General features: G+C 63.0%; 27 protein-coding genes. 12 read left to right on the plus strand and 15 right to left on the minus strand.

Annotation, left to right across the window (positions count from 1 at the left end):
* Nucleotides 1-45 precede the first annotated feature (45 nt).
* Nucleotides 46-858: an oxidoreductase gene (locus AC0NIE_RS14690; protein WP_473485493.1), complete on the plus strand. Its 813-nt coding sequence runs from the start codon at nt 46-48 to the stop codon at nt 856-858.
* Nucleotides 859-1,127: 269 nt separating this feature from the next.
* Entirely contained in the window at nt 1,128-1,328 is a 201-nt protein-coding gene (locus tag AC0NIE_RS14695) for a hypothetical protein (RefSeq protein WP_095518885.1), read from the plus strand.
* Nucleotides 1,329-1,355: 27 nt separating this feature from the next.
* Here the strand turns inward: AC0NIE_RS14695 and AC0NIE_RS14700 are convergent, their stop codons facing one another.
* The 6 genes from AC0NIE_RS14700 to AC0NIE_RS14725 all read right to left on the minus strand — a co-directional run bounded on the left by AC0NIE_RS14700 (nt 1,356) and on the right by AC0NIE_RS14725 (nt 6,540).
* Complete coding sequence (locus AC0NIE_RS14700) at nt 1,356-1,985, minus strand: hypothetical protein (RefSeq protein WP_473485494.1); 630 nt, start codon at nt 1,983-1,985, stop codon at nt 1,356-1,358.
* A complete protein-coding gene (locus tag AC0NIE_RS14705; RefSeq protein ID WP_292185303.1) occupies nt 1,985-2,815 on the minus strand; it encodes an ABC transporter permease in 831 nt (276 codons plus the stop codon). Before AC0NIE_RS14705 ends, AC0NIE_RS14700 begins: the two co-directional genes overlap by 1 nt.
* A 41-nt stretch (nt 2,816-2,856) precedes the next feature.
* Nucleotides 2,857-3,645, minus strand: coding sequence for an ATP-binding cassette domain-containing protein (locus tag AC0NIE_RS14710; RefSeq protein ID WP_473485495.1), 789 nt, complete (start codon nt 3,643-3,645; stop codon nt 2,857-2,859).
* A 100-nt stretch (nt 3,646-3,745) separates the two neighbouring features.
* Nucleotides 3,746-4,201, minus strand: coding sequence for a cupredoxin domain-containing protein (locus tag AC0NIE_RS14715; protein ID WP_473485496.1), 456 nt, complete (start codon nt 4,199-4,201; stop codon nt 3,746-3,748).
* Between the two features lie 95 nt (nt 4,202-4,296).
* Nucleotides 4,297-5,223, minus strand: a complete 927-nt coding sequence (locus tag AC0NIE_RS14720; protein ID WP_473485617.1) for a YVTN family beta-propeller repeat protein — start codon at nt 5,221-5,223, stop codon at nt 4,297-4,299.
* A 66-nt stretch (nt 5,224-5,289) separates the two neighbouring features.
* Entirely contained in the window at nt 5,290-6,540 is a 1,251-nt protein-coding gene (locus AC0NIE_RS14725) for an ABC transporter substrate-binding protein (protein ID WP_473485497.1), read from the minus strand.
* Between the two features lie 222 nt (nt 6,541-6,762).
* On the opposite strand from AC0NIE_RS14725, the gene AC0NIE_RS14730 reads away from it, so the two are divergent.
* From AC0NIE_RS14730 to AC0NIE_RS14745, 4 genes are read left to right on the plus strand one after another with little or no spacing between them, the layout of a single operon-like run.
* Nucleotides 6,763-8,604 (plus strand): (5-formylfuran-3-yl)methyl phosphate synthase, encoded by a 1,842-nt coding sequence (locus tag AC0NIE_RS14730; protein ID WP_473485498.1) that lies wholly within the window; start codon nt 6,763-6,765, stop codon nt 8,602-8,604.
* Nucleotides 8,605-8,607: 3 nt separating this feature from the next.
* On the plus strand, nt 8,608-9,159 hold the full coding sequence (locus tag AC0NIE_RS14735) for a flavoprotein (protein ID WP_473485499.1): 552 nt from the start codon (nt 8,608-8,610) through the stop codon (nt 9,157-9,159).
* Nucleotides 9,152-10,546, plus strand: a complete 1,395-nt coding sequence (locus tag AC0NIE_RS14740) for a DUF6513 domain-containing protein (RefSeq protein WP_473485500.1) — start codon at nt 9,152-9,154, stop codon at nt 10,544-10,546. The genes AC0NIE_RS14735 and AC0NIE_RS14740 overlap by 8 nt, the downstream gene beginning before the upstream one ends.
* A 3-nt stretch (nt 10,547-10,549) precedes the next feature.
* Nucleotides 10,550-11,140 (plus strand): DUF447 domain-containing protein, encoded by a 591-nt coding sequence (locus AC0NIE_RS14745; protein ID WP_473485501.1) that lies wholly within the window; start codon nt 10,550-10,552, stop codon nt 11,138-11,140.
* A 14-nt stretch (nt 11,141-11,154) separates the two neighbouring features.
* Here the strand turns inward: AC0NIE_RS14745 and AC0NIE_RS14750 are convergent, their stop codons facing one another.
* The gene (locus AC0NIE_RS14750) at nt 11,155-12,189 is read right to left on the minus strand and encodes a hydantoinase/oxoprolinase family protein (protein WP_473485502.1); all 1,035 of its coding nucleotides are present in this window, start codon (nt 12,187-12,189) and stop codon (nt 11,155-11,157) included.
* A gap of 56 nt (nt 12,190-12,245) precedes the next feature.
* Between AC0NIE_RS14750 and AC0NIE_RS14755 the strand changes: the two genes are divergently transcribed.
* Entirely contained in the window at nt 12,246-12,944 is a 699-nt protein-coding gene (locus AC0NIE_RS14755; RefSeq protein ID WP_473485503.1) for a HisA/HisF-related TIM barrel protein, read from the plus strand.
* 252 nt (nt 12,945-13,196) lie between these two features.
* On the opposite strand, the gene fae is transcribed toward AC0NIE_RS14755, so the two are convergent.
* The 7 genes from fae to AC0NIE_RS14790 form a co-directional block, all read right to left on the minus strand.
* On the minus strand, nt 13,197-13,703 hold the full coding sequence (gene fae, locus AC0NIE_RS14760) for a formaldehyde-activating enzyme (RefSeq protein WP_123148516.1): 507 nt from the start codon (nt 13,701-13,703) through the stop codon (nt 13,197-13,199).
* A 167-nt stretch (nt 13,704-13,870) separates the two neighbouring features.
* On the minus strand, nt 13,871-14,755 hold the full coding sequence (locus AC0NIE_RS14765; RefSeq protein WP_473485504.1) for a triphosphoribosyl-dephospho-CoA synthase: 885 nt from the start codon (nt 14,753-14,755) through the stop codon (nt 13,871-13,873).
* A complete protein-coding gene (locus AC0NIE_RS14770) occupies nt 14,752-15,708 on the minus strand; it encodes an ATP-grasp domain-containing protein (protein WP_473485505.1) in 957 nt (318 codons plus the stop codon). Before AC0NIE_RS14770 ends, AC0NIE_RS14765 begins: the two co-directional genes overlap by 4 nt.
* Nucleotides 15,709-15,794: 86 nt before the next feature.
* A complete protein-coding gene (gene mch / locus AC0NIE_RS14775) occupies nt 15,795-16,751 on the minus strand; it encodes a methenyltetrahydromethanopterin cyclohydrolase (RefSeq protein WP_473485506.1) in 957 nt (318 codons plus the stop codon).
* A complete protein-coding gene (locus tag AC0NIE_RS14780) occupies nt 16,748-17,842 on the minus strand; it encodes an ATP-grasp domain-containing protein (RefSeq protein ID WP_473485507.1) in 1,095 nt (364 codons plus the stop codon). The genes mch and AC0NIE_RS14780 overlap by 4 nt, the downstream gene beginning before the upstream one ends.
* A gap of 13 nt (nt 17,843-17,855) precedes the next feature.
* Nucleotides 17,856-18,749: an NAD(P)-dependent methylenetetrahydromethanopterin dehydrogenase gene (locus tag AC0NIE_RS14785; RefSeq protein WP_095496346.1), complete on the minus strand. Its 894-nt coding sequence runs from the start codon at nt 18,747-18,749 to the stop codon at nt 17,856-17,858.
* Nucleotides 18,750-18,790: 41 nt separating this feature from the next.
* Nucleotides 18,791-19,759: a beta-ribofuranosylaminobenzene 5'-phosphate synthase family protein gene (locus AC0NIE_RS14790; RefSeq protein WP_473485508.1), complete on the minus strand. Its 969-nt coding sequence runs from the start codon at nt 19,757-19,759 to the stop codon at nt 18,791-18,793.
* Nucleotides 19,760-19,918: 159 nt separating this feature from the next.
* Between AC0NIE_RS14790 and AC0NIE_RS14795 the strand changes: the two genes are divergently transcribed.
* The 5 genes from AC0NIE_RS14795 to AC0NIE_RS14815 all read left to right on the plus strand — a co-directional run bounded on the left by AC0NIE_RS14795 (nt 19,919) and on the right by AC0NIE_RS14815 (nt 24,851).
* Complete coding sequence (locus AC0NIE_RS14795) at nt 19,919-20,299, plus strand: 4a-hydroxytetrahydrobiopterin dehydratase (RefSeq protein WP_123148513.1); 381 nt, start codon at nt 19,919-19,921, stop codon at nt 20,297-20,299.
* A 118-nt stretch (nt 20,300-20,417) separates the two neighbouring features.
* On the plus strand, nt 20,418-21,524 hold the full coding sequence (locus tag AC0NIE_RS14800) for a tungsten formylmethanofuran dehydrogenase (protein WP_473485509.1): 1,107 nt from the start codon (nt 20,418-20,420) through the stop codon (nt 21,522-21,524).
* Nucleotides 21,518-23,149 (plus strand): formylmethanofuran dehydrogenase subunit A, encoded by a 1,632-nt coding sequence (locus tag AC0NIE_RS14805; protein ID WP_473485510.1) that lies wholly within the window; start codon nt 21,518-21,520, stop codon nt 23,147-23,149. The genes AC0NIE_RS14800 and AC0NIE_RS14805 overlap by 7 nt, the downstream gene beginning before the upstream one ends.
* A complete protein-coding gene (fhcD, locus tag AC0NIE_RS14810) occupies nt 23,137-24,045 on the plus strand; it encodes a formylmethanofuran--tetrahydromethanopterin N-formyltransferase (protein ID WP_473485511.1) in 909 nt (302 codons plus the stop codon). The genes AC0NIE_RS14805 and fhcD overlap by 13 nt, the downstream gene beginning before the upstream one ends.
* Nucleotides 24,042-24,851: a formylmethanofuran dehydrogenase subunit C gene (locus AC0NIE_RS14815; RefSeq protein WP_473485512.1), complete on the plus strand. Its 810-nt coding sequence runs from the start codon at nt 24,042-24,044 to the stop codon at nt 24,849-24,851. Before fhcD ends, AC0NIE_RS14815 begins: the two co-directional genes overlap by 4 nt.
* A 59-nt stretch (nt 24,852-24,910) precedes the next feature.
* Here the strand turns inward: AC0NIE_RS14815 and AC0NIE_RS14820 are convergent, their stop codons facing one another.
* Nucleotides 24,911-25,735, minus strand: coding sequence for an alpha/beta hydrolase (locus AC0NIE_RS14820; RefSeq protein ID WP_473485513.1), 825 nt, complete (start codon nt 25,733-25,735; stop codon nt 24,911-24,913).

Raw genomic sequence — 25,735 nt, forward strand, 5'->3', positions numbered from 1 at the left:
ATGCCAATCCAAAATCAGTCCAACCCAAAGAAAGAAATGATTTCCATGAACAAGACCAATCCTGGCGTCGCCCTGGTGACGGGGGCGTCTTCCGGCATCGGACGCGCGACGGCCATAGCTTTGCAAAGCGCCGGTTTCCGCGTGTTCGGCACCAGCCGTCGCGCAGCCAAAAACTCCGACGGCCTAACCATGCTGGCCAGTGACGTGACCGATGACGCGTCCGTGGCGAAACTGGTCGATGACGTGCTGGCCGAGACCGGGCGCATCGACCTGCTCGTCAACAATGCCGGTATGGGTCTGTTTGGTGGCGCGGAAGAGTCCTCAATGGTCCAGGCTCAGGCACTGTTCGATGTGAACGTCTTCGGCGTGCTCCGCGTGACCAACGCGGTCCTGCCGATAATGCGCCGTCAAGGCAAGGGTAGAATTGTCAATTTGAGTTCGGTGCAGGGGTTCATTCCAGCTCCCTATTTCGCGCTTTATGCGTCGACCAAACATGCCATCGAAGGCTATTCCGAATCGCTCGACCATGAACTGCGCCCGTTCGGGATTCGCGTTGCCTTGGTCGAACCCGCCTATACCCGCACGTCCTTCGAGGATAATCTCGCCAAGCCGGACCAGTTGCTTGATATCTATGACGCTGCGCGCGCTGGCATGAACGCAGTCGTGCGGAAAGCAATGGAAAAAGGCGATTCGCCCGAAGTGGTAGCCAAGACGGTTTTGGCGGCTGCGACCGATCGCGCTCCGAAGAGGCGCTATGCGGCGGGAAAAATGGCGCGCCAGGTCAGTTTCCTGCGCCGTTTCGTCCCCGCATCGGCATTCGACAAAAGCCTGCGAAAGCAGAACGGGTTGCCGGTCTGACGACATCGACGACACCCCGTGATGATCGGAATGATCGGGGCTGGAAACATTGGCGCCACGTTGGCGCGGCGCAGCCTGACGCGATTGCTCTGGAAAACGCCCGGCGGTCGTTGGAGTTAGATAAGCGACATGTTATGTTGCAGTGCGAAAGAGCGGGGGCACGTGCTTTCACACCCGTAAGCGATCTGTATGTGCGACCCCTGCAGACTGGTCGGTATCACTGAAACCTCCCGGGCATGGGGTTCGGGATTCGATGGGGACAAGGGGTAATGCTTTACACGCTGGTTATGATGGTCTGCCTGACGGATGTGCCGCAGACCTGTGAACAACGCGAACAGATGGTGGACGGCCTGGCAATGAATCCCGGGACCGCCTTCATGCAGGCGCAGCCGCTGGTAGCCCAGTGGATCGAGACGCATCCCGGTTATTTCGTGCAGCGCTGGCGCGTGCTGCCCGGCCGGGGATCGTGAGATCCGCCGCGAAGAGCAAATGAGGTTTTACTTCTTCGCGGCGAGCGTTTCCGAGACGACTTTGGACAATTGATAAAGCCGCTGCTCGATGATCGTCGGCACGTCACAGACGTAAGTCAGTGATTGGACGCGTTCGTTGAAAATTCGCGTTGCGAATTTCAGCTGTTCGGTTCGCCGTTCGATCTCGTCTGGATCTGCATCGGGCTTTGCTCGCAACGCATCGACGTCGGACGCTTCCTTGCGCAACGCGGCGGCCATTTCGAGCTGCTTGTGAGCGTAACGGGAAATGCCTGAGATCACGTGAGAACGCTCGGCGTCCATGTGATCGAACATGCCCTGCACCAGCATCGCCATCTTCGGCGCAAGCTGCTCGGCCGGCAGCGAGGCGGCGAAATCCTTGATCTTCTTTTGGGCTTCGGCAATCGGTATCCGCCGGGCTGCCACCTCCTCGACCAGGGCGGAGATACCGGGGTCTTTCGACAAGTCCTTCGCCGCTGGCGGCAGCTCCGGCCCGTTCCAGATCTGGCCGAGCGAGAGTTGCGGCACCTTGCGCTGTATGCAAGGCCAGTCCGGATCGGTGTTCGCCGCCATGGCGTTCACGCCCGGCGCGAGCATGGCAACCACAGCCAGGCTGCGAACAAGGCTCATTCGTGCCATCAGGCATTTCCTCCCGTGTCCTGTTTGCGGGTCATCAGGCCGCGCGAAGGGTCATAGGCGATGATTGCGGCGGCAAGGAACAGCAGCGTGCAGCCGGCGACGACGCCCAGCGACAGCCAGTTAATCTGGCCGTAGAAGGCGAAGCGGATCAGTTCGACGGCATAGGTGAACGGGTTGGCGAGGCAGATTTTGTAAAGCAGCGGGCTCGCCTCCTGGATGCGCCACAAAGGATAGAGCGCCGGCGAAGCGAAATAGCCGGGAAAGATGACGAAGTTCATGATGCCGGCGAAATTTTCGAGCTGCTTGATCATCGACGACAAAAGCATGCCGAGCGCGCAAAGCATCATGCCCGACAGGAACAGCGCCGGCAGAACCATGAGATAGCCGATCGGCGGCGCCTTGACGCCCCAGAACCAGGCAACGATCAGGAACGCGTAGACTTGCGCGATCGATACGGAGACGCCGGCGAGCATCTTCGACACCAGCAGGAACCAGCGCGGGAAGGGGCTGACCAAAAGGGTGCGCATGTTGCCCATCTCGCGGTCATAAACCATCGACAACGAAGACTGCATGCCCGAGAACAGCAGGATCATGCCGCACAAACCCGGCGTGATGTAGACCTCGTAGAGGACATAGGTCTTGTAGGGCGGGATGATCGACACGCCGAGCACCTGCCGGAATCCGGCGGCAAAAATGAACAGCCAGATGAGCGGCCGAACCAGCGAGGATATGAAGCGCTCGCGCTGGTGCAGGAAGCGCAGGCACTCCCGCAGGACGACGCCCTTGAGGCAAATGAGATAGTGGCGCAGGCCGAATTTTTCGAACTTCATCGGCACGATGCCGGCGACTTTTTCGGGGATTGCGGGAGCGCTCATGGCGATATCTCCGCGATGCCGGCGGCCTCGATGCGGCTGAGCCTCGAAAAGGCGTCGCGGATCGAACCGGCGCCGCTCGTCCTGACGACGTCGGCCACCTTGCCGTTGGCGACCAGTTCGCCCTGCCGCAGCACGACGACATGGTCGCCGTCTTCAACCTCATCGATCAGATGCGTCGCCCACAGCACGCCGATGCCCTCGGTTTCGACGAGCTTGCGGATGGTGGCGAGAATGCCGGCGCGCGACTGGATGTCGAGACCGACCGTCGCCTCGTCGAGCAGCAGCAGGGACGGGCGGTGGAGCAGCGCCCTGGCGATCTCGATGCGCCGCATCTGGCCGCCGGAAAGGCTGCGTGCCTTGTCATGCTGCCGGTCCTGCATGTCGACCATATCGAGCAGCGCGGCAATGCGCTGCCGGGCCTCACGTCCTCCGATGCCATGCAGCGCGGCGTGGTAGGAGAGGTTCTGGTGGACGCTGAGATCGAGGTCGAGCGTGCGTGCCTGGAACACGATACCGACACGCCTGAGCGCTTCGCCCGAAGCGCGGCTGACGTCATGGCCGAAGATGCGGATCGACCCGCGGCGCGTGTCGTAAAGATGGCTGATCAGCGAGAACAGGGTTGTCTTGCCAGCGCCGTTGAGGCCGAGAAGAACGGTGAAGGTCGCCGGCGCGATCGAGAATGAGACGTCGTTGAGCGCCCGCTTCGAACCATAGGAATGGCTGACGCCGGCGACATCGAGCGCCGCCACCTCATCTCCTGGTCCGCTTGTCCTCACATGCTGCACGCCGGCTGGCTCCTTGTCGTCGACGATAATCTAGCGCACCTGGCGCACCAGGAGTCTAGCGCACCGGGCCCGATCGCGAAGGTCTCGCTTTCCGGTGATCCTACTTGATCGTGATCGTGCCCTTCATGCCCCTGTCGGCGAGGTCGGGCACCGACCATGTGTAGATGCCGGGCCTCACGGTGGTGAACTGTACCTGGATGGTGCCGTCGGCGTCGAATTCGAGCCATGCAGGTGCGCCGTTCATGTGCACCTCGAGGTCGTTGATGACGATCTGGTTGTTCCACACATTGCGGAACAGGTCGGTATGGAATTTGTACTCCAGCCCGCCCGCCGCGGTGATCTTCCAGCGATAGCCCTGGCCGGCGATCAGCTGAAAATCCTTCTGGTTGGCGGTGAACTGGTCTTGCTTTGTGCCGAGGATAAGTTCCGGCACGTCCTTGCTGGCCCGGGTTGCCTTCTCGGCTTCGGGGCTGGCATCGTTTTTGGTGGCCGCACCGGCGGCTGCGTCATCGTCATCGCCGTCCTGCGCCCAGACCTGGCCCTGCGTGAGTGCCATACCCACCAATGCAGCGAATGCGACTACCCGAAATTTCCGCATGATTTCCTGCCCTTCTGCTGTTTTTCTGGCTGTGTTGATTCAATTGGGCTGGTTCAATTGGGCGAGACGACGACGCCCCACGGCAACGCGCCGACGGTCACCGACTGCACCGGCTCGTCGGTCTCCGCGTCGATGAAGGTGATGTCGTTCGACACGCCGTTGGTCGAGATGATGGTTTTCTGGTCCGGGGTGAAGGCGAGCTGCCAGACGCGTTGGCCGACCAGCACGTATTTCTCGACCTCGTATGTCTGCGTGTTGATTACCGCGACGCGGTTGGCCGGTCCGAGCGCCACATAGGCTTTCTTGCCGTCGGCGGTGATGCGCACGCCGACCGGCTGGATGGATTCGGCCCTCAGGCCTGATATCTCGAAGGTGATCTTCTGGACAACTTCGCGCGTTTGATTGTCGATCACCGAAACAGTGCCGCCGATCTCGGCACTCACCCAGGCCTGCTTGCCGTCGGGGGTGAACTCGACGAAGCGCGGACGCGTATCCACCAGCACGTTGTCGGTGATCTCGTGGGTCGTCGTATCGATGAAATGCGCCATGTTTGTCGTTTCCGACGTATTGACCATGGTCTTTCCGTCCGGGCTGACGCCCATGCCTTCCGGTTCGACGCCGACCGGAATCTCAGACAGCACCTTCTTACTCTCTATGTCGATGACGGTGACTAGATTGTCGTCCTCATTGGCGACATAGAGTGTCTTGCCGTCAGGCGAGAGCACGAAGAGCTCCGGGTCAGGCCCGGAGGGCAAGGTATCGACGATCTCCAGGGTTGCCGTGTCGATCACCTCGATCGAATCGTCGTCGCTGGCGCAGAGATAAATGTGCTTGCCGTCATGCGAGATGGTGATGCCGCGCGGACGCTGCCCGACGTTGACGGTCTTCACCACCTGCATCGTCGCGGTGTCGACGACGCTCATCGTGTTGTCCTTTTCGTTGGAAACATAAGCCATGTAGGCCGACGCCGGGCCGGCCATGAAGCCGGTCGCGAGAATGGCGAGTGCGCAAGCTCGTCTCTGCACCGAAATTCCTCCCAATTGGTTCTACTCAAGCACGCATTTTGTTTCCGGCTCATCGACCCCGAGCGTATCGAGCTCCGACACCTGGTGCAAAAAACCTTCCTGCGGCGATGTCGAGACGACCGACCTGTTGTCGCCGATGAAGATCGGCTGCCGCAACTGCTGGTTCCACTTGCGGAAAGTCAGTTTCTGCCCCTTGAAGGCGGCGATCGAAAAATCGTCTGAGCGGATGAAGTCGGCCATCTTGCGCGGGTCGGCGCCCTGCGTGCGGGTCGCCGCCTCGCCGAGAATGCGCACCGCGGTCCACGCCGCCATGTCCTTCGACATCATGCGGCGGCCGTTTGCCTTGGCGAAGCGGTTCTGGATCTGGGTGCCGCCCCATTGCTCGCTGGCCGGATGCCAGGCCGACGGGGTGAGGCCGGCGGTGCCGGCGACCGGCCGCGGAGTCCAGGTGCGGAACGGAACATAGGTGCCGAACACCTCGCTTTCATCGGCGACCAGCAACACATCGTGCTCCGGCAGGTCCTGGGTGAAGACAGGCATCTGCCGCTGGATCTGGACGACGCCGGAATCGGTCCGCCGTGCCGTTCCGGTATCCTCGAACAGCTTTTCGCCGACGATCTCGCCGCCGAAGCGCGTCGCCGCCCGGCGCAGCGCCTCGGCAAAAAGCTGGTCGCGCTCGTGCGAGCCGTAGATCAGCACCCAGCGCCGCCATTGCTTCCAGATGAGATATTGCGCCAGCCCGTCGGCCAGCATGCTGCGCGTCGGGATGGTGTGGAAGATGTTGGCGCGGCATTCCTCTTCGCGGAGACTGTCGTCGGTGGCGCCGGCATTGAAGATCAAAACGCCGTTGTCGCGGGCAAGATCGGCGATCGACAGCAATTGCCTGGCCGAGACGTCTGCGACCACATAGCGGTCGCCTCTGGCGATCATTTCCTGGAAGGCCGCAACGACATCCGCGTCCGGCTTTACCTCGGTCACGTCGAGGCTGAATTTCTGGCCGAGGAAGCTGCCGGTCGTGTTGTTGTCGGCAATCGCCACATTGCCGCCGGCAACGCCTTCATCGCGCGGCGGGACGTCGAGCACCGACAAGGCCAGCTGCGGCGCATAAGCGCGCAAATAGCCTATCTTGATTTCGGTCAGCTTTTTTTCCGGCTTTGCCGTTGCTGCCGGTTGCTTGCCCGTCGCTTCCTGGGCTGGCGCGCGCGGAACGTTGACGGTCAGGGAAAAAAAGCACAAAAAGGCCGCGAGAGTGCCCGGCACCGCGCTTGTCATCGATAAAAATTACCCATCTTGCGCTAAAGTCCGATTGTTGTCGGAGCGGCGCGAAGTCAAGGTGCCCGTGATGAGCTTAGCTGACCCGCAAACTTTATCAAACCCTGAAAGTGGACGTCTCGCGTCTGCTTTAGTGCCATGCCTGCTCGCCGGAACGGCAACCGAGCGGATTTCGGTGTTCGGGCCCGAGAGCGTCCTGTCCCTCATGCCGGAGAAAGTCCAATGACCAGAATGCTGGCCAGTGTCACCGGCGTCGACGAGGCGGAGATCGCGCTTTCGGGCGGCGTCGACATCGTCGACCTGAAGGAGCCGAAGGCGGGAGCGCTGGGCGCGGTATCCACGCAAACCATCCGCCGCACGATTTCATTCATCGCCGGCCGGGCGCCGGTCAGCGCGGTCTGCGGCGACCTGCCGATGGAACCGGAGACGATCCGCGCCAAGGCCGAAGAAATCGCTGCGACCGGTGTCGATTACGTCAAGATAGGCTTTTTTCCGTCGGCAAATGCCGCCGCCTGCGCGGCAGCGCTCGAACCGCTCGCCGCGCGAACGAAGCTGATCGCCGTGCTTTTCGCCGATCTGGCGCCGGATTTCGAGCTTCTGCCGAAGTTTGCCAAACGTCGCTTCCACGGCGCCATGGTCGACACTGCGAAGAAGGCAAACGGGCGGCTGCTCGACCATCTGCCACCCGAGCGTATCCCGGGGTTCATCGATCGAGCCAAATCGCTCGGTCTCATAGTTGGGCTGAGCGGATCGCTGGAAGCCCCAGACGTTCCGCGCCTGCTGCCCTTCGCTCCCGATTTTCTCGGCTTTCGCGGGGCGCTGTGCGGCCACTCCGGCCGCGTGGGTTCGATCAGTGCCGAGGCGGTTTCGCAGATCCGCGAGCTGGTCCCGGAAGCATCCCGGGCCGGCGGCGCGTCGAGCGTCGACTACCGCCTGCTGGCGGCGAGGGGCTATTCGCCGGGCACCGACCCGACACTGGGCACCGACAAGATCTTCGTGCGGGACTTTGTCCTGCCGGTCCAGATCGGCGCTTACAGCTTCGAGCACGGCCATACACAGAAGGTGCGTTTCGACGTGACCGCCGACGTGCTGCAAGTCACCGACCATCCCGAAGACATGCGCCATGTGTTCTCCTACGACATCATCATGGACGGCATTCGCACCATCGTCGCGCGGGGCCATGTCCAGCTGAGCGAGGCGTTGGCCGAGCAGGTGGCGACGTACATTCTGGAGAACCCGCGTGTCGTGCGCGTCACGGTAAGGGTGGAAAAACTCGAACTCGGCCCAGGCGGCGTCGGCGTCGAGATCGAACGCAAGCGGCAAGCGGCGGGCCGCGGCGTCGCCCCCGGCCCTGCCGGCCGAAAAGAGCAAAGCGCTGCTTCCCAGCCGCGACAGGAAAGGCCTGAGGTCGTCAGGCGAGCCGCCGTCAAGCCAGCCGTCGTCAAGCTTGGCGGCAGCACGGTCCATGCGGCGGAAATGGAAAGCTGGATCGCGGCGCTGGCGGGTTCCAAGCTGCCGATCGTCATCGTGCCCGGCGGCGGCCTCTTTGCCGACCAGGTGCGCGAGATGCAGTTCCGCACGGACTTTTCCGACACCGCCGCCCACGCCATGGCGATCCTCGCCATGGAGCAGTTCGGCCAGGTCATCCTCGACCGTGACGACAGGCTGGCGCCGGCACGGTCGCTGGAAGAAATGCTGCGAGCCCTGGACGCGGGGAAGGTGCCGGTGTGGCTGCCGTCGTCATTGGCGCTGGCGGCGCCGGACATTCCGGCGTCCTGGGATGTTACCTCCGATTCCCTTGCCGCCTGGCTTGCCGGCAAGCTCGGCGCGAATGCGCTGCTGCTGATCAAGCAGACCGGCGCCTTCCTCGGCAGCGACACGATCGACAGCCTGGCAGTCAGAGGCATCGTCGACGCCGGCTTCGCCGCCATGCTGCCCGACGGTGTCGATTTCCATCTCGCCGGTCCGAAAGATGCAGCCGAAGCCGGGGCGCTGTTCGCGTCGGGCAATCTGCCCGGCATCGCGATCGCGGCTCCGATCCGGCCGGCAAGAAAAGCAGGGTAGGCGATGGCGGAGTTGCATACGCCGCGCTGGGCATGGGTTTTGACCGGTTCCGGTCATTTTTTTACGGAGAGCTTCGCACTCATTCACCAGCTCGAGCATTGCGATGTCTTTGTGTCGAAAGCCGCCAACGAAGTGCTGCGCATGTACAAGCTCAAGCTCGATTTTCCGGAGACGACGCGCGTGCTGCACGACAAGACGGCGAGCGCGATCCCGGTCGGCGAATTCTATCACGGTGTCTATCACACGGTGGTGGTGGCGCCGGCCAGTTCCAACACGGTCGCCAAATGCGTGCACGGCATTTCCGACACGCTCGCCACCAACGTCTTTGCCCAGGCGGGAAAATGCCGGGTGCCGGCGATCGTCTTTGCTTGCGACACCGCGCCGGAACTCGAAACCATGGCGCCGCATGGGCTGGTCAAGGTCTATCCACGCAGGATCGACCTGGAGAACACCAACCAGCTGAAGAGCTTCGAGCGGACCCAGGTGGTCGAGTCGCTTGCCGATCTCGAAGCCTCGGTCAGACGGCGCCACGCCGAACTCGCAAGCCATGGCTGAGCGGCTGGTCTTTCTTACCGGCCATCTGGCCAAGGTCCGGCTGGAAAGGCTGCTGGCCGGGCTGGGCGAAACCGAATTTGCCTGGGAGATCATCGACATCGGCGTCAAGGTCGCGGCGCTGATGAGCGAAGATATCATCAAGCGGCGGCTCAGCCTGACAGGCGGCGCCGACCGCGTCATCCTGCCCGGCCGCTATCGCGGCGACATCGAGCATCTGTCGAACCATTTCGGCGTGCCCTTCGTCCGCGGTCCCGACGAGATCGCCGATCTGCCGGCCTTTCTCGGCCGGGCGGGCGAGCCGCCTGATCTTTCGCGTCATGACATGCGCATCTTCGCCGAAATCGTCGATGCGCCGATGCTGTCGGTCGAGGCGCTGGTGGCGAGGGCGCAGACGCTGACCGCAGCCGGCGCCGACGTCATCGATCTCGGCTGCCTGCCGGAAACGCCGTTTCCATTGCTTGAAGAGGCCGTGATCGAGCTGAAGGCACAGGGATTTCTGGTCAGTGTCGATTCGGCCAGCACGGACGAACTGTCGATCGGCGCACGCGCCGGTGCGGGCTATCTTCTCAGCCTCGATGAGAACACGCTGCCATTGGCCTTCGATTACAAGGCTGTACCAGTGTTGATCCCATCCACCCCCGGCGACCTGGATTCGCTCGGACGGGCCATCGAAGCGGCGCAAAGGGCCGGCGTCGCCTTCATCGCCGACCCCGTGCTCGACCCGATCCATTTCGGCTTTGCGGCGTCACTTGCGCGCTTCATCGAGGCGCGCCGCCGCTGGCCCGAGGTCGAATTGCTGATGGGCACCGGCAACCTCACCGAGTTGACCGACGCCGACAGTTCCGGCGTCACCGCCGTTCTGGCCGGGCTCTGCTCGGAACTTCAGATCAGAAACGTGCTTGCCGTGCATGTCAGCCCGCACACGCTGCGAACGATCGAGGAGCACGATATTGCCCGCCGCATCCTGTTCGCGGCGAAGAACGACGGTGCGCTGCCGCGGAGTTACCATCCAGGGCTCCTGCAGGTTCACGACCGCAAGCCGTTTACGGCCTCGACCGAGGATATCGCAGCACTCGCGGCGGAGGTGCGCGACGCCAACTTCCGCATCATGACCGCCGAGGACGGCATCCATGTTTTCAACGGCAAAGGGCATGCGGTTGCCACGGATGCATTCGAACTCTTTGCCGGGCTTGGCGTTGAGGCGGATGGCGCACACGCGTTCTATCTCGGCGCGGAACTGATGAAAGCCGAGATCGCGTGGCGCCTCGGCAAGCGCTATGTGCAGGACGAGCCGCTCGCATGGGGCGTTGCCGCGCCGGCTCCCGAAACCGACCGCACCCGCCTTGCGGAAGCAGGTCACACGCTCCGCGCGAAGAAAGAGCGCTAAACCATGCCCTACATTCGCGAATCGATCATCACCACCGTCAACAAGGCCGGCGATGTCCACATCGCCCCGATCGGCATCATCGCCGAGAAGGACGGCTGGGTCATCGCGCCGTTCCGGCCGTCGATCACGCTCGACAATCTCGCCGAAGTGCCGTTCGCCATCGCCAATTACACCGATGACGTGCGTATCTTTGCCGGCTGCCTGACCGGGCGCAAGCATTGGCCAACCGTTGCCGTCGATGGATCTCCGGTGCCGCGGCTCGAGGCGGCGCTCGCGCATTCGGTCCTCGAAGTCGAAAGTGTCGACGGCGATGCTATGCGACCTCGCCATTTCTGCCGCGTGGTGCAGGAGGAGACGCATGCGCCGTTCACCGGCTTCAACCGCGCCAAGGCGGCGGTGCTGGAATTGGCCATCCTGGTCAGCCGGCTCGGCATGCTGCCGCGCGACAAGATCGAGGCGGAAATCGCCTACCTTTCAATCGCCATCGAAAAGACCGCGGGCGAGGGCGAAAAGGAAGCCTGGGACTGGCTGATGCAGCGTGTCGGCGATCACCTGTCGGTCAAGGGGTCTCCCGGCGAGGAGGCGCGGGGCTGAACCAGGTAGAGCGCCTATGATGGAGATCCCGCCAACAGCGCCACCGCGGACGCAGGCGCCACGCTGCTCGCTTCGCCGCGAATGGCGTCATCTGCGGGGATGATCTCGGCAAAATCGACGAAGCGGCGTTCCATGCGTTCGGCCAGTCGCCTGATCTGCCAGCGGCCGGTTCCGGCGCCAACGATCGGCACATCCCGCGCCAGGGGCCCGGCAACCAGGCATGCTGCGTCATGGATCTTGCGCAATTGCCGTTCGCTGAACCAGCGTGCGACTTCACGCCATTCCGGCGGTGTCAGCTCGGCGGCGTCGCGCCCGATCATGCGCGCCAGCCGCGCTATCGAACCATCGACGGTCTTTTCCTTGCCGTCGGCGGACGCGTGCCTGTCGTCCTTCTCGTCGAGCACCCCGAGGATACGGTGCGCATCGGCGATCGAGGCGAAATACTCGTTCATCAGCGGTGTCAGCCTGCCGCGGACGGGGGCCGACGAGGCGACGCCGAACAGGAACGTCCTGGTGAAGCCTGTATAGACCAGTTCGCCGCTCAGAAGCCGTCCGGCATCGGTGTAGCCGTCGTTGGCGACGGCGCCATTCCTAATGGCGATGATGTCGGTGGTGGTGGAGCCCATGTCGACGAACAGGGCATCGCCGGCGAGTTTCGCCACCAGCGACGCCGTGGCGTGCCAGTTGGCGGAGGCGACATCGCTGCTCAGCCGCGCTGCCTGCTCGACCCCGACAAGGCCGGACGGCCCGGCATAGATCAACTTTTCGCCTGGGACACGGGTTGCAATCTCATTCAGAAGAGCCGCGACGCCGGCATCGCGGGACGGAAAGACATCCACCAGTTCGCCGGTCATGGTGAATGCGTTGAGGTCGGCGCCCGCATAGATCGGAGCCGTTTCCTCGAATGCCGAGGTCAGGGTATGGAGCCCTTGCCAGAGCGGCGTGGCGATCGTTACTGCCTCGACGATGCGGCCGTCTTGCGCACGCGTCACCTTCAGATGCGCGCCGCCAATATCGAAGCCGGCAACGATGCTCTTTCTTTTTTCCACGGTTCAAGCTTTCATCACAGTTGGTCAGGGGCAGTTGGTCGGCGAGAAAAAGAGCGTTGCGTATCATTCCGGTTCTTGACCTGAAAGGCGGCGAGGTGGTCCGCGCCCAGCAAGGAAAACGCGATCGCTACAGGCCGATCGTTACGCCGCTCAGTCAAAGTTCCGATGCCGTCGCGGTCGCCGAAGGCCTGCGCCGGCTTTATCCTTTTCCGGCCTTCTATATCGCCGATCTGGATGGCATCGAAGGCGGAACCCCAAACAGCGGCGCGCTTGCCCGGCTGAAGGCGATGGCGGAGCCGCCGGAGCTTTGGGTCGATGCCGGCATCGCCGACGAGAAAACACTTTCGGCAGCACTTGCCGAACCCTGGCTTTGTCCGGTCCTGGGATCCGAATCGCAGCAGGACGACGCGCTGTTGCGGCGTTTTTGCGATCATCCGGAGCTTATCCTGTCGCTGGATTTCTTCGACGACGGATTTCGCGGACCGGCAGCATTTCTCGAAGAGCCGGAGCTTTGGCCGCAAAAGGTGATCGTCATGACATTGGCCAAGGTCGGCTCCGCCTCCGGTCCCGATTTCACGCGGCTCGAGGCGATCAAGGCGAAGGCTGGACGCCGATCCGTCATCGCGGCCGGCGGGGTGCGCAACGAGGCTGACATTCGCGCCCTTTCGTCACTCGGTATCGCCGCGGCGCTGGTCGCGACCTCGCTGCATGACGGCACGCTCACCCCGGGGCACCTCGCAACGCTTGGCACCTGACATCGCGTGATCTCGAACTTCGGCCTCGGAAACTGCCTTGGATTAGAGCGGCGAACTCTCAAGTCGATCGTCTCGCCGCTCTATCTCTTTGCTGGAGCATCGGATTTCCCAAAACCGGTTCCCAACCCTCGGGTCAATTCCGAGGGCAGGTTTTTGGGGTCCGATGCTCTAAAGGCCCAGAAGTTTTTTCAGGCGGCGCAACAGACCATCCGGCTCAGCGGAGGGTTTTGCCTGTGCGGGGCTGTCTCTTGTCTAAGCCGCGAACGGATGCTTCACCTGGTCCCGCTTATCCGTGGCTTCGGCGGCGGTCGGTGTTCCCGCGACCGCGCGTTGGATGGCTTCCTTTGTCGCTTCGTAATTGTACTTCTGGATCTTGGCGTCGTCCGCCGCGTCCCAGTGGATGAAAACGCCGACGCAGATGAACAGATCGTCCGCCTCACTGGCAGGAATGACCCCCTCGGCGACGCTGTCCTGCACGGCCTTTGCAACCGCATGCTGGGCCGGGCCGAACATCTGCACGGCCTGTTTAGCGCCCTTGATCGTGACCTTGTTGAACATCACGGTGTTGGGCTTGCACTGAAGATTGGGCGCGATCACCGCCAAAAGGGAGGTAAAACCGTCCTTGTTGTTGGTAAGCGCGTTGCAAAATGCTGTTTCGACTGCGCTCCCGCGTGGGCCGATGAGCAGGTCAACATGCGCCACTTCGTTGCCGTCTCCTACCAGCGATTCACCGACCATTACTTTCGAGATTTTTGCCATGCCAATTTCCTCCAAGACACAGTTATGGTGTCCAAAGACGCCGCAAACCGAGCGAGCGCTCGATGGACAGCTATCCTTGTTGGCAGCGCCCGGACATCCGGACCGGTTGGCTGGATAGCCGCGGAAGCCCAGCTTCCGCTCCTGAAAGTCAACCACCAACGTTGCGATTATGCAAGCTGAACGCCGAGGGTGTGGACTAAAAGAGTAGCCACGGTCAGGTCGGCCGAAGTGCCGGGGTTGACGTTGTCCGCTTTCAGCCGGCGGTCGAGCGCCATCAGCAGACGAATGCGTGACGTCTCGTCATCGTCGGCATGCAGCGCCGCCTGAACGGCAAGGGCTTCTTGCCGCGTCTGATCTGCGACGTCAGTTCCATGGTTGCGCACCACATGACTGTCGGGGAAGCCGGCGAGAAACGCCATATAGGCGAATACCGTCGGCCACATGCCGCCTTCGCCGCGTGCCAACGCCGCTTCCAGAGCCGCAAGCCCGACGCCGAATACGTCGCCGAAACCGGTAACATACTGGCGGGCGATCATGTCGCGGTCGGCCGCCTCCCGCATGGCTTCGAGCAGATGAACCTTCGGCTCCTGCCGCACATCGTTCGCGGCCTCTCCGAGCCCGCCCGGCGCGGCCGCGACGATCGCCTCGAACACCGCCCTGGTGTCGTCCATGCTCATCGCGCGCAGCACCGCGTCGAGATTGTCGTGGAGTCGATTGTCGTGCAGTCGACTGTCGTGCAGTTGGGCGCCCGCCATTTCGGCGGCGCATAGCAGAGGCCCTGCCAGAAGAATGATACCGAGATTGGTATTGGTCGCGACTGCCAGACGTGTCGCGCGGACTGCTTCCAGCATGCGCTGTCCGACCGGCAGTCGCGGATCGGTCAGCGGCGCGGACGAGACCTCTGCGCTTGTCATGAACTGGGCGGCGGACATGCCGTGCCCGTCGGCGAACAGATGGACATTGCCCGGTTTCAGCGCCTCGATCTCCATCCGGCAGGCGTCCTTGTAGGCAGCCCGGAGACGTTCTCGCGAAAGCGCCATGCCGTCGGTCACGAATTCGCCGGCGCAGTGAGGCGGTAGGGTCGCGCTGCCGCCGCCTCGGTACGATCGGCCAGGAATTTCAGCAGGGCGTCTGCAATCGCATCGGCGATGTTCACCGCGACGACCGATTGAAGCCCGGACCAGGCGGGCATGCTGTTGACCTCAAGCACGAACATCGTGCCGTCGGCCGACGGCACGATATCGACGCCGGCGAAATCGGCGCCGATAGCGGCGGCGGCGGCCCGTGCCAGCGTCGCCAATTCGGTTTCGCCGTGCAGCGAAACCTGCCCCGAAACCAGCTCTGGCACTGCCCCGCGATTGACGTTGGTGATCCAGTCGTCGCCACGGCGGCTCATCATCGCCAGGACCTCGCCGGCGCAGACGAAAACGCGAAAATCGCGGAAAGGAGGGCCGGGGCGCGGCACGTAATGCTGAAGATAGTAGACGCTGTTTACCTCGTCCTCGGCGGGGAGATCGGACAGTGTTTCGATCAGCCGGATGCCTCGGCCCTGTGCGCCGAAAAGCGGTTTTATCACCAGCGGCGTGAACGGCAGTTCGCGTTCGGCAATCGCTTCGGCCATGGCACGTCCTTCGACCGCGAATGTCGGCGGCGTCGGCAGGCCGGCATGCTTCAGGAGGAAGGTCGTCATCGACTTGTCGACGCAGCGTTCTATCGCCTGTGCTGAATTCCACACCGGAATGGAAAGCTTGCCGAATGCGTGCAGCACGCCGAGGCGCCGGGTGACCGCTTCGAACGATCCAGCGGCGATCGAACGGACCAGCACGGCGTCGGGCAGCGCGCCATCGAAGCCGGGGATCGACAGTCCGCTCGGGCTGCCGGTGTCGAACGCGATTGCCGCCAGCGGCACGGTTGCGACCACGGCGCCCCGCCGGTCCAGCCTTGCCGCCAGGCCCTTGGCGCGGGTGTCCGAGACGTCGCTGACGATCAGGATACGGGGGATCATGTCGCGCCTCGGATACCGGTATACCGAAGGCGCGAGCGGGCGGCCCGGCAGGCGGATGACAGACTAATCCATTGCAGCGCCATGGCCTAACCGAGGCTCCGTTCGAGCATCCGCAGATCACGCTCGCCGGCGCGAAACGTATCGCCGGTCTCGATCGCCGTGACGATCACTTCGGCCGGGCTGAACAGCAGCGGATCAATGGCATAGAAATCACCGTTGAACCGCTTGAAGACCTCGGCGAAGGGGTGGCCGTGGTCCCGCGAGGCGCGGCTCGGCAGTCGCTCCGCCAGCTCGCTGGCGTCTTTCGACGAGCCTTTGACGAAGAGCTGGACGCTGCCGCCATAGATGATGGCGTCGTTGGTTCTGCCCATGGCGGTCAGGAAATCCGGATGGGGGGCGGGGATAGGGGCGGTACCGATTCCATCGACGATATTCTCAAGCAGAAACTTGAGATCGTTGCTCTTGTGCAAGGCAACCTCGAGCGCGCGCGCGACGATCTGCACGCTGCCCGCAAGGCTTTGTGTCGGCGCATAGAGGAAGGTGAGCTTTTCGGTTGGCAATCCGGTTGCCTTGCCGACCTTCTCAACGATCGCCTGGGGCGGCGGTTCGGCGGTCTCCAGGATAAGCACCGCGGATGATGCAGTGTCGCGATAGGAAAGTGTTTCGAACAGCGGTTCGACGCGGGCGAGCGCCCGCGCCGGTCCCGATCCCATGGCGAAATAGCCTTGGCTCGACAGGTTCCAGCCCGCATACTGGCTGCCCAGGCAGGCAAGCACCGGCTGCGAAGACCGCACTTCGACGGTGAGCGGCCATTTCCGCGACGCGCGGTCCATGCAGACCGAAACGCTGCCGAGCCCGCCCATCGCGGCTTCCGCCATGTGCAGGCCGGCCTCGACGCCGCCGGCGGCCTTGGCGCCGGCATCGATCAGGCACTCGCCCAATGGCCCCCTGGCAACGGCGATACGCAGGCGTTCGGCGTTGCCGATCATGCCGTCTATGATGCGCTGCGCATTGTCGTTCAGGAATGCCGAACCGTCTTTCATGTCCGGTCTCCTTCCCATTGGTGTTGCAATCGGCGGGCTTGTCCCTTGATGAGCCGCCTGGTCAGATCGGCGCTCGGACCGCGCGCGAAGATGGTGCAGACAGGATCGCCAGTAATCAGACGGGTGCCGGGCGACTGATGGTCGGCAGTCCATTCAGGCCAGGCAAACGATGGAAACCGGGCGATCGGCGCCGCGGCATAGGTCACCATCGACGCCATCGAATCGACGAAGCGCGGCAGACGGTAAGCCTTGCCTGCCGCGGCGCGCAGATGCGCTTCGATCAGTGGGGCGTCGGATTCGTCGAAAATGTCGAGGGTGGCGCCTGGCCTCGGGTTGATCTCGATGAGCTTGTAGCCATCCGGTCCGCGAATGAGATCGGCGCTGCACAATCCAACCAGGCCGGCGCGGCCCGCCAGACCTGAAAGCCAGCCGCGGATCATCGCCGCCTGCCTGCGATCGAAGCGTCTCAACCGCACGGCGCCGCCATAGCGATAGGGCGCTGCCGGGGCAGGCGACGCCCATTGTTGGCTGAAGCCGACGATATCAGCGGTTTGGCCGTCGCCGACGAACAGGGCCGAGATGCTGCGGCCGGCAACGAAACGCTGGAAATAGCGGCCGGTGGCGACGGTTTCTCCGGCGGCCCGTCTGATATGCGTGCCGCCGGCGCCGCCCGCGGTCTTGACCACCCAGTTCTCCGGATCGGGCGGCCGGTCCCATCGGAATTGCGGATGCGGAATGCCGAGTTCGGCGCAATCGGCGGCCAGCAATTGCGGGTCCTTGATCCTGCGGATCGCGCCGCCGCCATTACCGGCGAGCGGAAAATGGCGCGCAATCTCATCGACGGTCTCCGTCATCCGCTCGAAGCCAGAACCCAGGACGATGGCGACCGGCTGGTCGTCTCCTGCCAATTGCTGAAGCGTCTCCATGATGCGCTCGCCGTCGATGCCGCGTTGCAGGTCGCCCGGCAGCATCGTCGCGCGTTCGGCAAGCGCGACCGTGTCCGTGTCGCAAAAGAAATCGGCGACCAGCGGACGATAGCCGGCGCGGCGCGCAGCGGCAGCCAGCGCCCGGCCTGAAATCGCCGCGATCAATAGAGATCCGGCGTTATTTGGCGATTTCGCGTGCAAGGGAAAATGCTTCCTGGAAATCGAGCGTGATGGTTTTTTCGGCTTCGATCATTCTTTTGAAGAGGCCGAATTCGACCTTGTATTTCACGTTGCCGATGGCAAGCGGACCAATGCCGACAGCTTTTGCCGCTTCGAGCGGATCGCTATTGGCATTGACGGCCACGCCTTCGATGCCGGCCGGCGGGACCGCGTTGACGTCGGCGGCAATGAGCAGGCCGTCGCCTTTCAGCTGGGCTTTTGAGACCACCTGGACGCCGGCCTTGGCGCACGCCAGGATCACCTCGCTCGCCTCGACCAGCTTCGTCTTGCGGGCGTCGCTCGACCCGTCGGCCGCATCCACGGCGATGTTGAAACGGCTTTTGATCTCGGCCGCGATCTGCTCGACCCTTTCGATGCCGTCATGACCAACAAGCGTGACCCGGGCGCCTTCCCTGGCTGCGATGACGGCAGTGCAGAAGCCGACGACGCCGGTGGCGCCGAAAACAGCGATCCTCGTGTCCCTCAGCCCGCGCTCGAATTTCTTCTCCAGCGCTTTTTCGACCTTGGCCACCATCGCCGCGGCCGTGGTGAACGAGCCGGCCGGATCGGCGAATACCGAAACCTGGAAAGGCGGCACCATCGCCTTTCGCGCTGCGTCGAACATGTCGAGCGCCAGCGAGGCATCCTTGCCGGCGATAAAAATGCCGGTATCGACGCCCGCATCGGGCGGGCGCGAGAAGATCGCGTCCTGCACGAGGCCTGTCACCTCTCCCAGGCTTACATCGACATAGGGGACGACGGCGTCGAAACCTGCATCGAGAGCCATGTTCACGTCGAACGGGCTCATATGCTTCAACGGCGTCAGCATGTGCAGGATGTGTTTGCGGGCCATTTCTCGCCTTTCCTCTTGAACCTGATCGCGTTGCCGGGCCGTCAGCTGCCGACGAGATCAAGTTTGGTCGAACTGATCTTCGCGCCGGAATTCCGGCCCTTGACGATCCTGATTTCGATGCCGTCTTCAACTGTCTGCTGAACCGCGCTGACGAAGCTGACTGCAGCGTCCTGCGATGGGGCGAAGGCAAACCCTGTCGGTCCCCACGAACTCTGGCCGATGCCGACAGCGCCTGCTTCATTGAGACCGTGGGCCACCCTCTCGACCCGCTTCGAGGTGAACACGCCGCCTTGCGCCGGTGCGAAATGGGTGCCGATCAGCATCTGGATCGCGGTGACGGCGGCGCCGAAGGCTGGAAGGTCGTGCTCGACCAGAGCCGGCATGATGCCCATCAGCACCCGCCGGCAGATCTCGCCGCTGCCGGACGCCGGGAACGGCGGCAGCGAACGAAACGCCGCGATCTCGGCATCGCCATGCAGTCCATGGCCGGCATGGTCGAGGATCAGGATGGCGCGCCACTCTTCCGGAAACGGCAGTCGCGTCACGACCGGCGGCGGCCTGCCACTGTCGTCCTTGCCAGCATCGACAATGACACCACCGCTTTCGAAACTGGCGATGCCGATGCCGGATCGGCCGCCCCGGTCGAGCAGGGTTGCATCGCCGCCGATATCGAGAGGCAATTTGTGGAGCGTGCGCAGCGCCGAGGCGACGGCAAGGGCGATCTGCGTGCCGGAGCCCAGGCCGGCATGGCTCGGGATCGACTGTTCGATCACCAGACGGTGCTGGCCGCGAATGCCGAGATGCCTGCAGAGCGTCGACAAATGTTCGCCGGCGCGCCGGCTCTCGGTGCCTTCGACGATGGTCTCGCTGGACCGCGACAGGGTGACGACGGTTTCGGGTTCACTCAGGGGTAACCCTACGCTGCCAAAGCGACGTCCGGTATCGCCATTGAGATCGAGGAAGCCAAGGTGCAGGCGGGCGGGCACTCGTATGGTAACAGAATTCGACATCTACCCCCCGATGGGTGCATCATAGACGCATCATGGAAGTTTAGGTGCCCGTCGCCATGATAGCTGTTTTCGTCGAAGGGGCAAGCCGGAGAGAATGCATTCGTTTTATCTTCTTTTGGCCCCGGCGCAAAACGGACCGGGCAAGTCGCGGAGGTCGAGATGAACGAGACGCCTAAGGAAAAGGTCTATTCGGAAGCCGAGATTGCCGACCGGCTCGAGAAGGAGCTGCCGAAATGGTATTACGAGAACGGCTGGATCCGGCGCAAATACAAGACCCATAGCTGGAAATCGACACTGATGGTCATCAACACGGTCGGCCATCTCGCCGAGGCAGCGTGGCACCATCCCGACATCACGGCTTCCTACGCCTGGGTCGAAGTGCGCCTGATGAACCACGCAGCGAAGGGCATCACCGACAAAGACTTCGCGCTGGCCAAAAAGATCGAGGATGTCGTCCAGTGGCAGCCGGCCAGGGAAGGCGGCGCGCTGGAAGGCACTCCGCCGACCGATCAGCGCTTCGCCTACATCAAATATGATTAAGCGCGGTCGGAATTTGTTGATGGCTTAAGAAAACATTCGCTAATCTGCTGACAGGCGGGGTTCACGGCCATTCCAGTTTCGTCTAGGATCGGGCCGGCACCAGAAAGTGGCGTAGTGAATGGCGGTTGCTTGGATCGGCAACCGGGAAACGCTGGTCGAGCGCGCGGCTGCACATGCCGCCGCGCTGTTGGGGTCAAGCCGGTGCCCGGTTTTCAGCCTGGATACGGATATACACGGCACCAGGGCGGCGATCGCGCTGGCTGAGCGGGTTGGCGCGGCATACGATCATGCCGATGGCGCGGCAGTTTCCCGGGAGACCGCGCTCTTTACCGACAAAGGCGCGATGACCGTTGCGCCCGGCGAGACGCGCCGGCGCGCCGATGTCGTGGTGATTGTCGGCGAACTCCCGCAAATCCATCATGAATTTGTCGGCGAGCTCTCAGCCACGGTTCCCGATTTCTCGGCCCCCGATCTCTCAGGCAAGAATCAACGCGAGATCTTTCTGGTCGGGTCGAACGGGGCGTCGGCGCCGCCGCTGAACAACGGGCGGACGGCGACGCTCCTGTCCTGCGGCGAGGCAAGCCTCGGCGCGACACTGGCGGCGCTGAGGACGCAGTGCAGGGGGCGTCAAACATCGCAGCCGGTGTCGAATTTCGACGATTTCGCCAAAGCCCTGGAGGCTGCGCATTTTCCCGTCTTCCTGTTTTCAGGCGACGCAACCGAGGGGCTGGCGCTTGAGATGCTGCAAGGACTGATCACTGATCTCAACCGCAAATCACGCGCATCCGGCCTTCATCTGCCGGCAAGCGAAAACGGATGGGGTAGCGCGCTCGCCTCGACCTGGATGACGGGTTTTCCGTTGCGCACCGGCTTTGCGCGCGGCGTCCCGGAATTCGATCCCTGGCGTTACGATGTCGCGCGCATGATCGCTGCCGGCGAAGCCGACCTGCACCTGCGGATATCTTCCTCAATTGTCCAGCCGCAGAAGAAAAAGAACCGCATGGCGCTGATTGCGCTGGCGAAAACGCAGGAGCCGATCGCGGGTGCTGCGGTCACCATCGCCATTGGCGAAGCGGGCGTCGATCACGAGGCGGTGGTCTATTCCAGCCGCACCGGTTCGCTGCGGTCGATCGATGCGCGAGCGGCGTCCGAACTGCCCTCCGCTGCGACTGTTATCCGCCTGGTCGCCAGTCATGTCTCCGCCGAGGCCGCGTTGCCATGCTGACGAAAATTGCCGGCGGCGACATCATCGATCCCGTCAACTGCCGTGTCGGCAAGGGCGACCTCTGGATCAGGGACGACAAGATCGTTGCGGCGCCGGCGGGTGGCGCTGCCGACCGGACCATCGACGCTGCCGGCTGCATCGTGATGGCGGGCGCCATTGACATCCATTCCCATATCGGTGGCGGCAACGTGAATACGGCACGGCTGCTCCTGCCCGAGCAGCATGCCGCGCACCAGGCGCGGCCGGCGACGACGCCGCTCTCCAACGCCGGCTGGTCGACATTCCAGACCGGCTGCCTCTACGCCAAGATGGGTTTCACCACGGTCGTCGAACCGGCGATGTCGCCGGGAGCCGCACTTCACACCCATCTCGAACTGGCCGACATCCCGATCATCGACAAGGCGACGCTCGCCATTCTCGGCAACGACGATTTCCTGCTGTCGATGGTCCGCGACGACGCCTCCTCTCAAATGATCGAGGACTATGTTGCATGGACGGTCGCCTCGACGCGGGCGCTTGGGGTCAAGGTGATCAACGCCGGTGCGGCGGCCGCCTTCAAGGAAAACGTCCGCACCTTCTCGCTGGACGATGTCGTGCCTTCCTATGGCGTCAGCTCGCGCAAGATCGTCAAGACGCTACAGGCGGCCGTCGACAGCCTTGGCGTCCCGCATCCTCTGCATGTCCATTGCAACAATCTGGGCAGCCCCGGATCGGCGGACACGGCGGCCGCGACGATCGCGGCGGCGGAAGGATTGCCGCTGCACCTCGCCCATCTCCAGTTCTACGGCTATGGCACGGAAGGCAAGCGCAGGTTTTCGTCGGCCGCGGCGCGTCTTGCCGAACTGGTCAACGCGACGCCGGAAGTCACCATCGATATCGGCCAAGTGATGTTCGGCCAGACGGTCACCGTCTCCTCCGACGTCATGCGGCAGTTTTCGGCGCGTGGCAGTGCGCAGCCGAAGAAATCCGTCATTCATGACGGCGACGGCAATGGCGGCGGCATCGTGCCTTATAGCTATGGCAAGGATTTCTATGGCGCGATGCAGTGGGCGATCGGGCTCGAGCTTTTTCTCCTGATCGACGATCCCTGGCGTGTCTTCTTCACCACCGATCATCCCAACGGCGCGCCCTTTACCGCCTATCCGGCCCTGTTCGAGCTGCTGATGAGCCGGGAAGCGCGCACCGAAATGATTGCCGGACTTCCAAAATCCGCCATGGCGCTCTCCACCCTGGCCGCAGTCGACCGCGAATACACGTTCGAGGAAATTGCCGTCATGACGCGCGCGGCCCCAGCCAAGCTGCTCGGGCTGACAGACCGGGGCCATCTCGGCGCCGGCGCCATAGCCGATATCGCTGTCTACCGCAGGGACGGGAATATCGCGAAAATGCTGAGGCAGGCGGCGTACGTCTTCAAGGATGGCGATCTCGTCGTGCAGGACGGAGAGATCACCCATTACCGCTGGGGCAAGGCGCTCAGGCTCAATCCGTCGCCGGACAAGGCGATGGTGCGGCGCCTGGAGGATTATCACCAGCAGCGCTACGGCCTGTCGCTGGACTGGTTCAATTTCCCGGATTCCGCGATCGCGCGCGAACAGCCATTCGGCGAGGTTGCATGCCGAACGTGAGCGTAAATGGCATAGTGATCGACGATACCTTTGCCGAGGCCTTCGGCATGCGTGCGACCGCCATCATCATCACCGCGCCGAACCGGAAATGGGCCCGCCAGGCGGCGATCACGATGACCGGCTTTGCCACCTCGGTGATCGGCTGCGGCTGCGAAGCGGCAATCGATATCGAACTGCCGCCATCGGCCACACCGGATGGCCGGCCCGGCTGCCGCGTGATGATCTTTGCGATGGGAACAGACGAGTTGCAGAAACAACTGCTCAATCGCGTCGGCCAGTGTGTCTTGACCTCGCCGGGTTCCGCCTGCTTCGCCGGACTGGAGGGCAGCGCCGAGTTGAAGCTCGGTTCGGCGCTGCGTTATTTTGGTGACGGCTGGCAGATCTCCAAGAAAATCGGCGGCAGGCATTTTTGGCGCGTTCCCGTCATGGATGGCGAATTCCTGTGCGAAGCGACGACCGGGCTGACGAAGGCTGCCGTCGGCGGCGGCAATTTCTTCGTCATGGCTGAAAGCAGCGCCAAGGCCTTGGTTGCCGCCGAGGCCGCGGTTGCGGCGATAGGCCTGGTGCCGGGCGCGATCGTGCCGTTTCCGGGCGGCATCGCCCGTTCGGGTTCCAAGATCGGTGGCAAATACAAGGGCATGATCGCCTCGGCCAACGAAGCCTACGCGCCGACATTGCGCGGTGTTGTCAGGAGTGAGCTCGGTTCCGACATCAACGCTGTCCTGGAAATCGTCATCGATGGCGAGACCAACGATGCCGTTGCCGCCGCGATGAAGGCCGGCATCAAGACCGTCATCGAGCTCGGGCCGAAGCGAGGCGCGGTTCGCATAAGCGCCGGCAATTACGGCGGCAAGCTCGGCAAGTTCATCTATTCGCTGAAGGATATGCTGCCGTGAAAGCGCTGACCTTCACCCTTGTCGCCGAGCCGCCCGAGCGCCTTGACCTGTCGCCGCTGACGCCGGAGCGGCTTGCCGGGATCGAAAGGCGCGATATCGAAAAAATCCAGATCGGCATGTCGAAGCATGGATCGAAGGTCGGCGATATCTTTCGCGTCGCCGGAAACGATCCGCTGGACATCGTGCTCGAAGGTGGAAGCACGCGCCTCGACCGCGTGGCGGAAGGCATGCGGGGCGGTTCGGTTCGCGTCGTCGGTAATGCCGGCGCCCAGGCCGGGCGCGCCATGCGCGGCGGCACGCTCACGATCGAAGGCAATGCAGGTCCGCACGCCGGCTCCGGCATGCGCGGCGGCAGGCTTGAAATAACAGGCAACGCCGGTGATCACCTTGGTGCGCCGCTCGCCGGGGAACTGGCCGGCATGAATGGCGGTGTGCTGATCGTCAGGGGCAAAGCGGGCGCTTTTGCAGCCGACCGGATGCGGCGCGGCCTGATCGCGGTGCTGAAAGGCTCAGGCGACAATGCCGGCAGCCGCATGATCGCCGGCACGCTGGTGGTGGCCGGCGGCAGCGGCGAGATGCCCGGCTATTTGATGCGTCGCGGTTCGATCCTGCTCGATCGCGCGCCGAAAAGCCTGTCGCCGAGTTTCGTCGAATGCGGTGCGCCAGAGAGCGTTTTCGCCGCAGTCATCGATCGCCATCTGATCGCCGAGGGTATTTTGAAACGGCCGCTTCTGGGCATCGCACCGCAGAAATATGGCGGTGACAACGCAGTACTTGGAATGGGTGAGGTTCTTTTCCCTCGCTGAGGCGTGCTGCAGACGGCATTGCGGTTAGGCCGCCATGGCCGGCATGTCTGCAGGGAGGGTTAGCGGCGCTCGTTGGCAATCAGCTTCGTCAGGCAATCACCCGCCTGGCTCTCAGGCACGCCGAGATCTCTGACACTGTCCATGTGGTTGCGGTTCGTGAGAACAAGCGACGTTACCGGCGAACCCTGCTGCAGCAGGTGCTCTTTGAATCGATCTGCTTGCTGATGGAAAGGCGGCGTCTCGTTGGCTCCGACCAGAACCATCGCCCTGGTTTGAGGATCATGCCGATAGGCAAGCGGTGTGAACCTGGCGACTTCCTCATCGGTGATTGCAATCTCGTTGGCGAGAAAGGAGTTCTGGAGCGGTTTCAAATCGTAGAGCCCGCCAAGCAGAAGGGCGGCCCGCACGTTCGAGGGGGTATGGTCGCTGTTGAACAGAAACGTTGAAAGATGTGCCCCGGCCGAATGACCGCTGACGGTCAGGTCTGCCGGGTTTCCGCCATGGTCGGCGATATGGGCCAGAACCCACTGCTTGGCGCGGCGAACCTGGTCGACGATCGTCGCCATTCTCACCTTGGGCATCAGAGCATAGTCGACGATGACGGCAATCGCGCCGGCCTGGGTAATCGTCGCCGCGACGTATGAATAGTCGCGCTTGGAGAACATTCTCCAGTAGCCGCCATGGATAAACATGTGCACCGGCAGGCCGCTTCTTTTGCCCGGGGGAAAGAACAGGTCGATGGTTTCGGTCTGATCCGGCCCGTAGGCGACGTCGGCAGTCATCGGGATGGTTGCGCGGACGGCCTCGCTGCGGTGAACGATGTCCTGGACGATTTGATCGAAATCGGCGACATGGTCGCGAATGCGGAACGGATCGCTTTGCAC

This window comes from Mesorhizobium sp. WSM4842 (assembly GCF_055901575.1).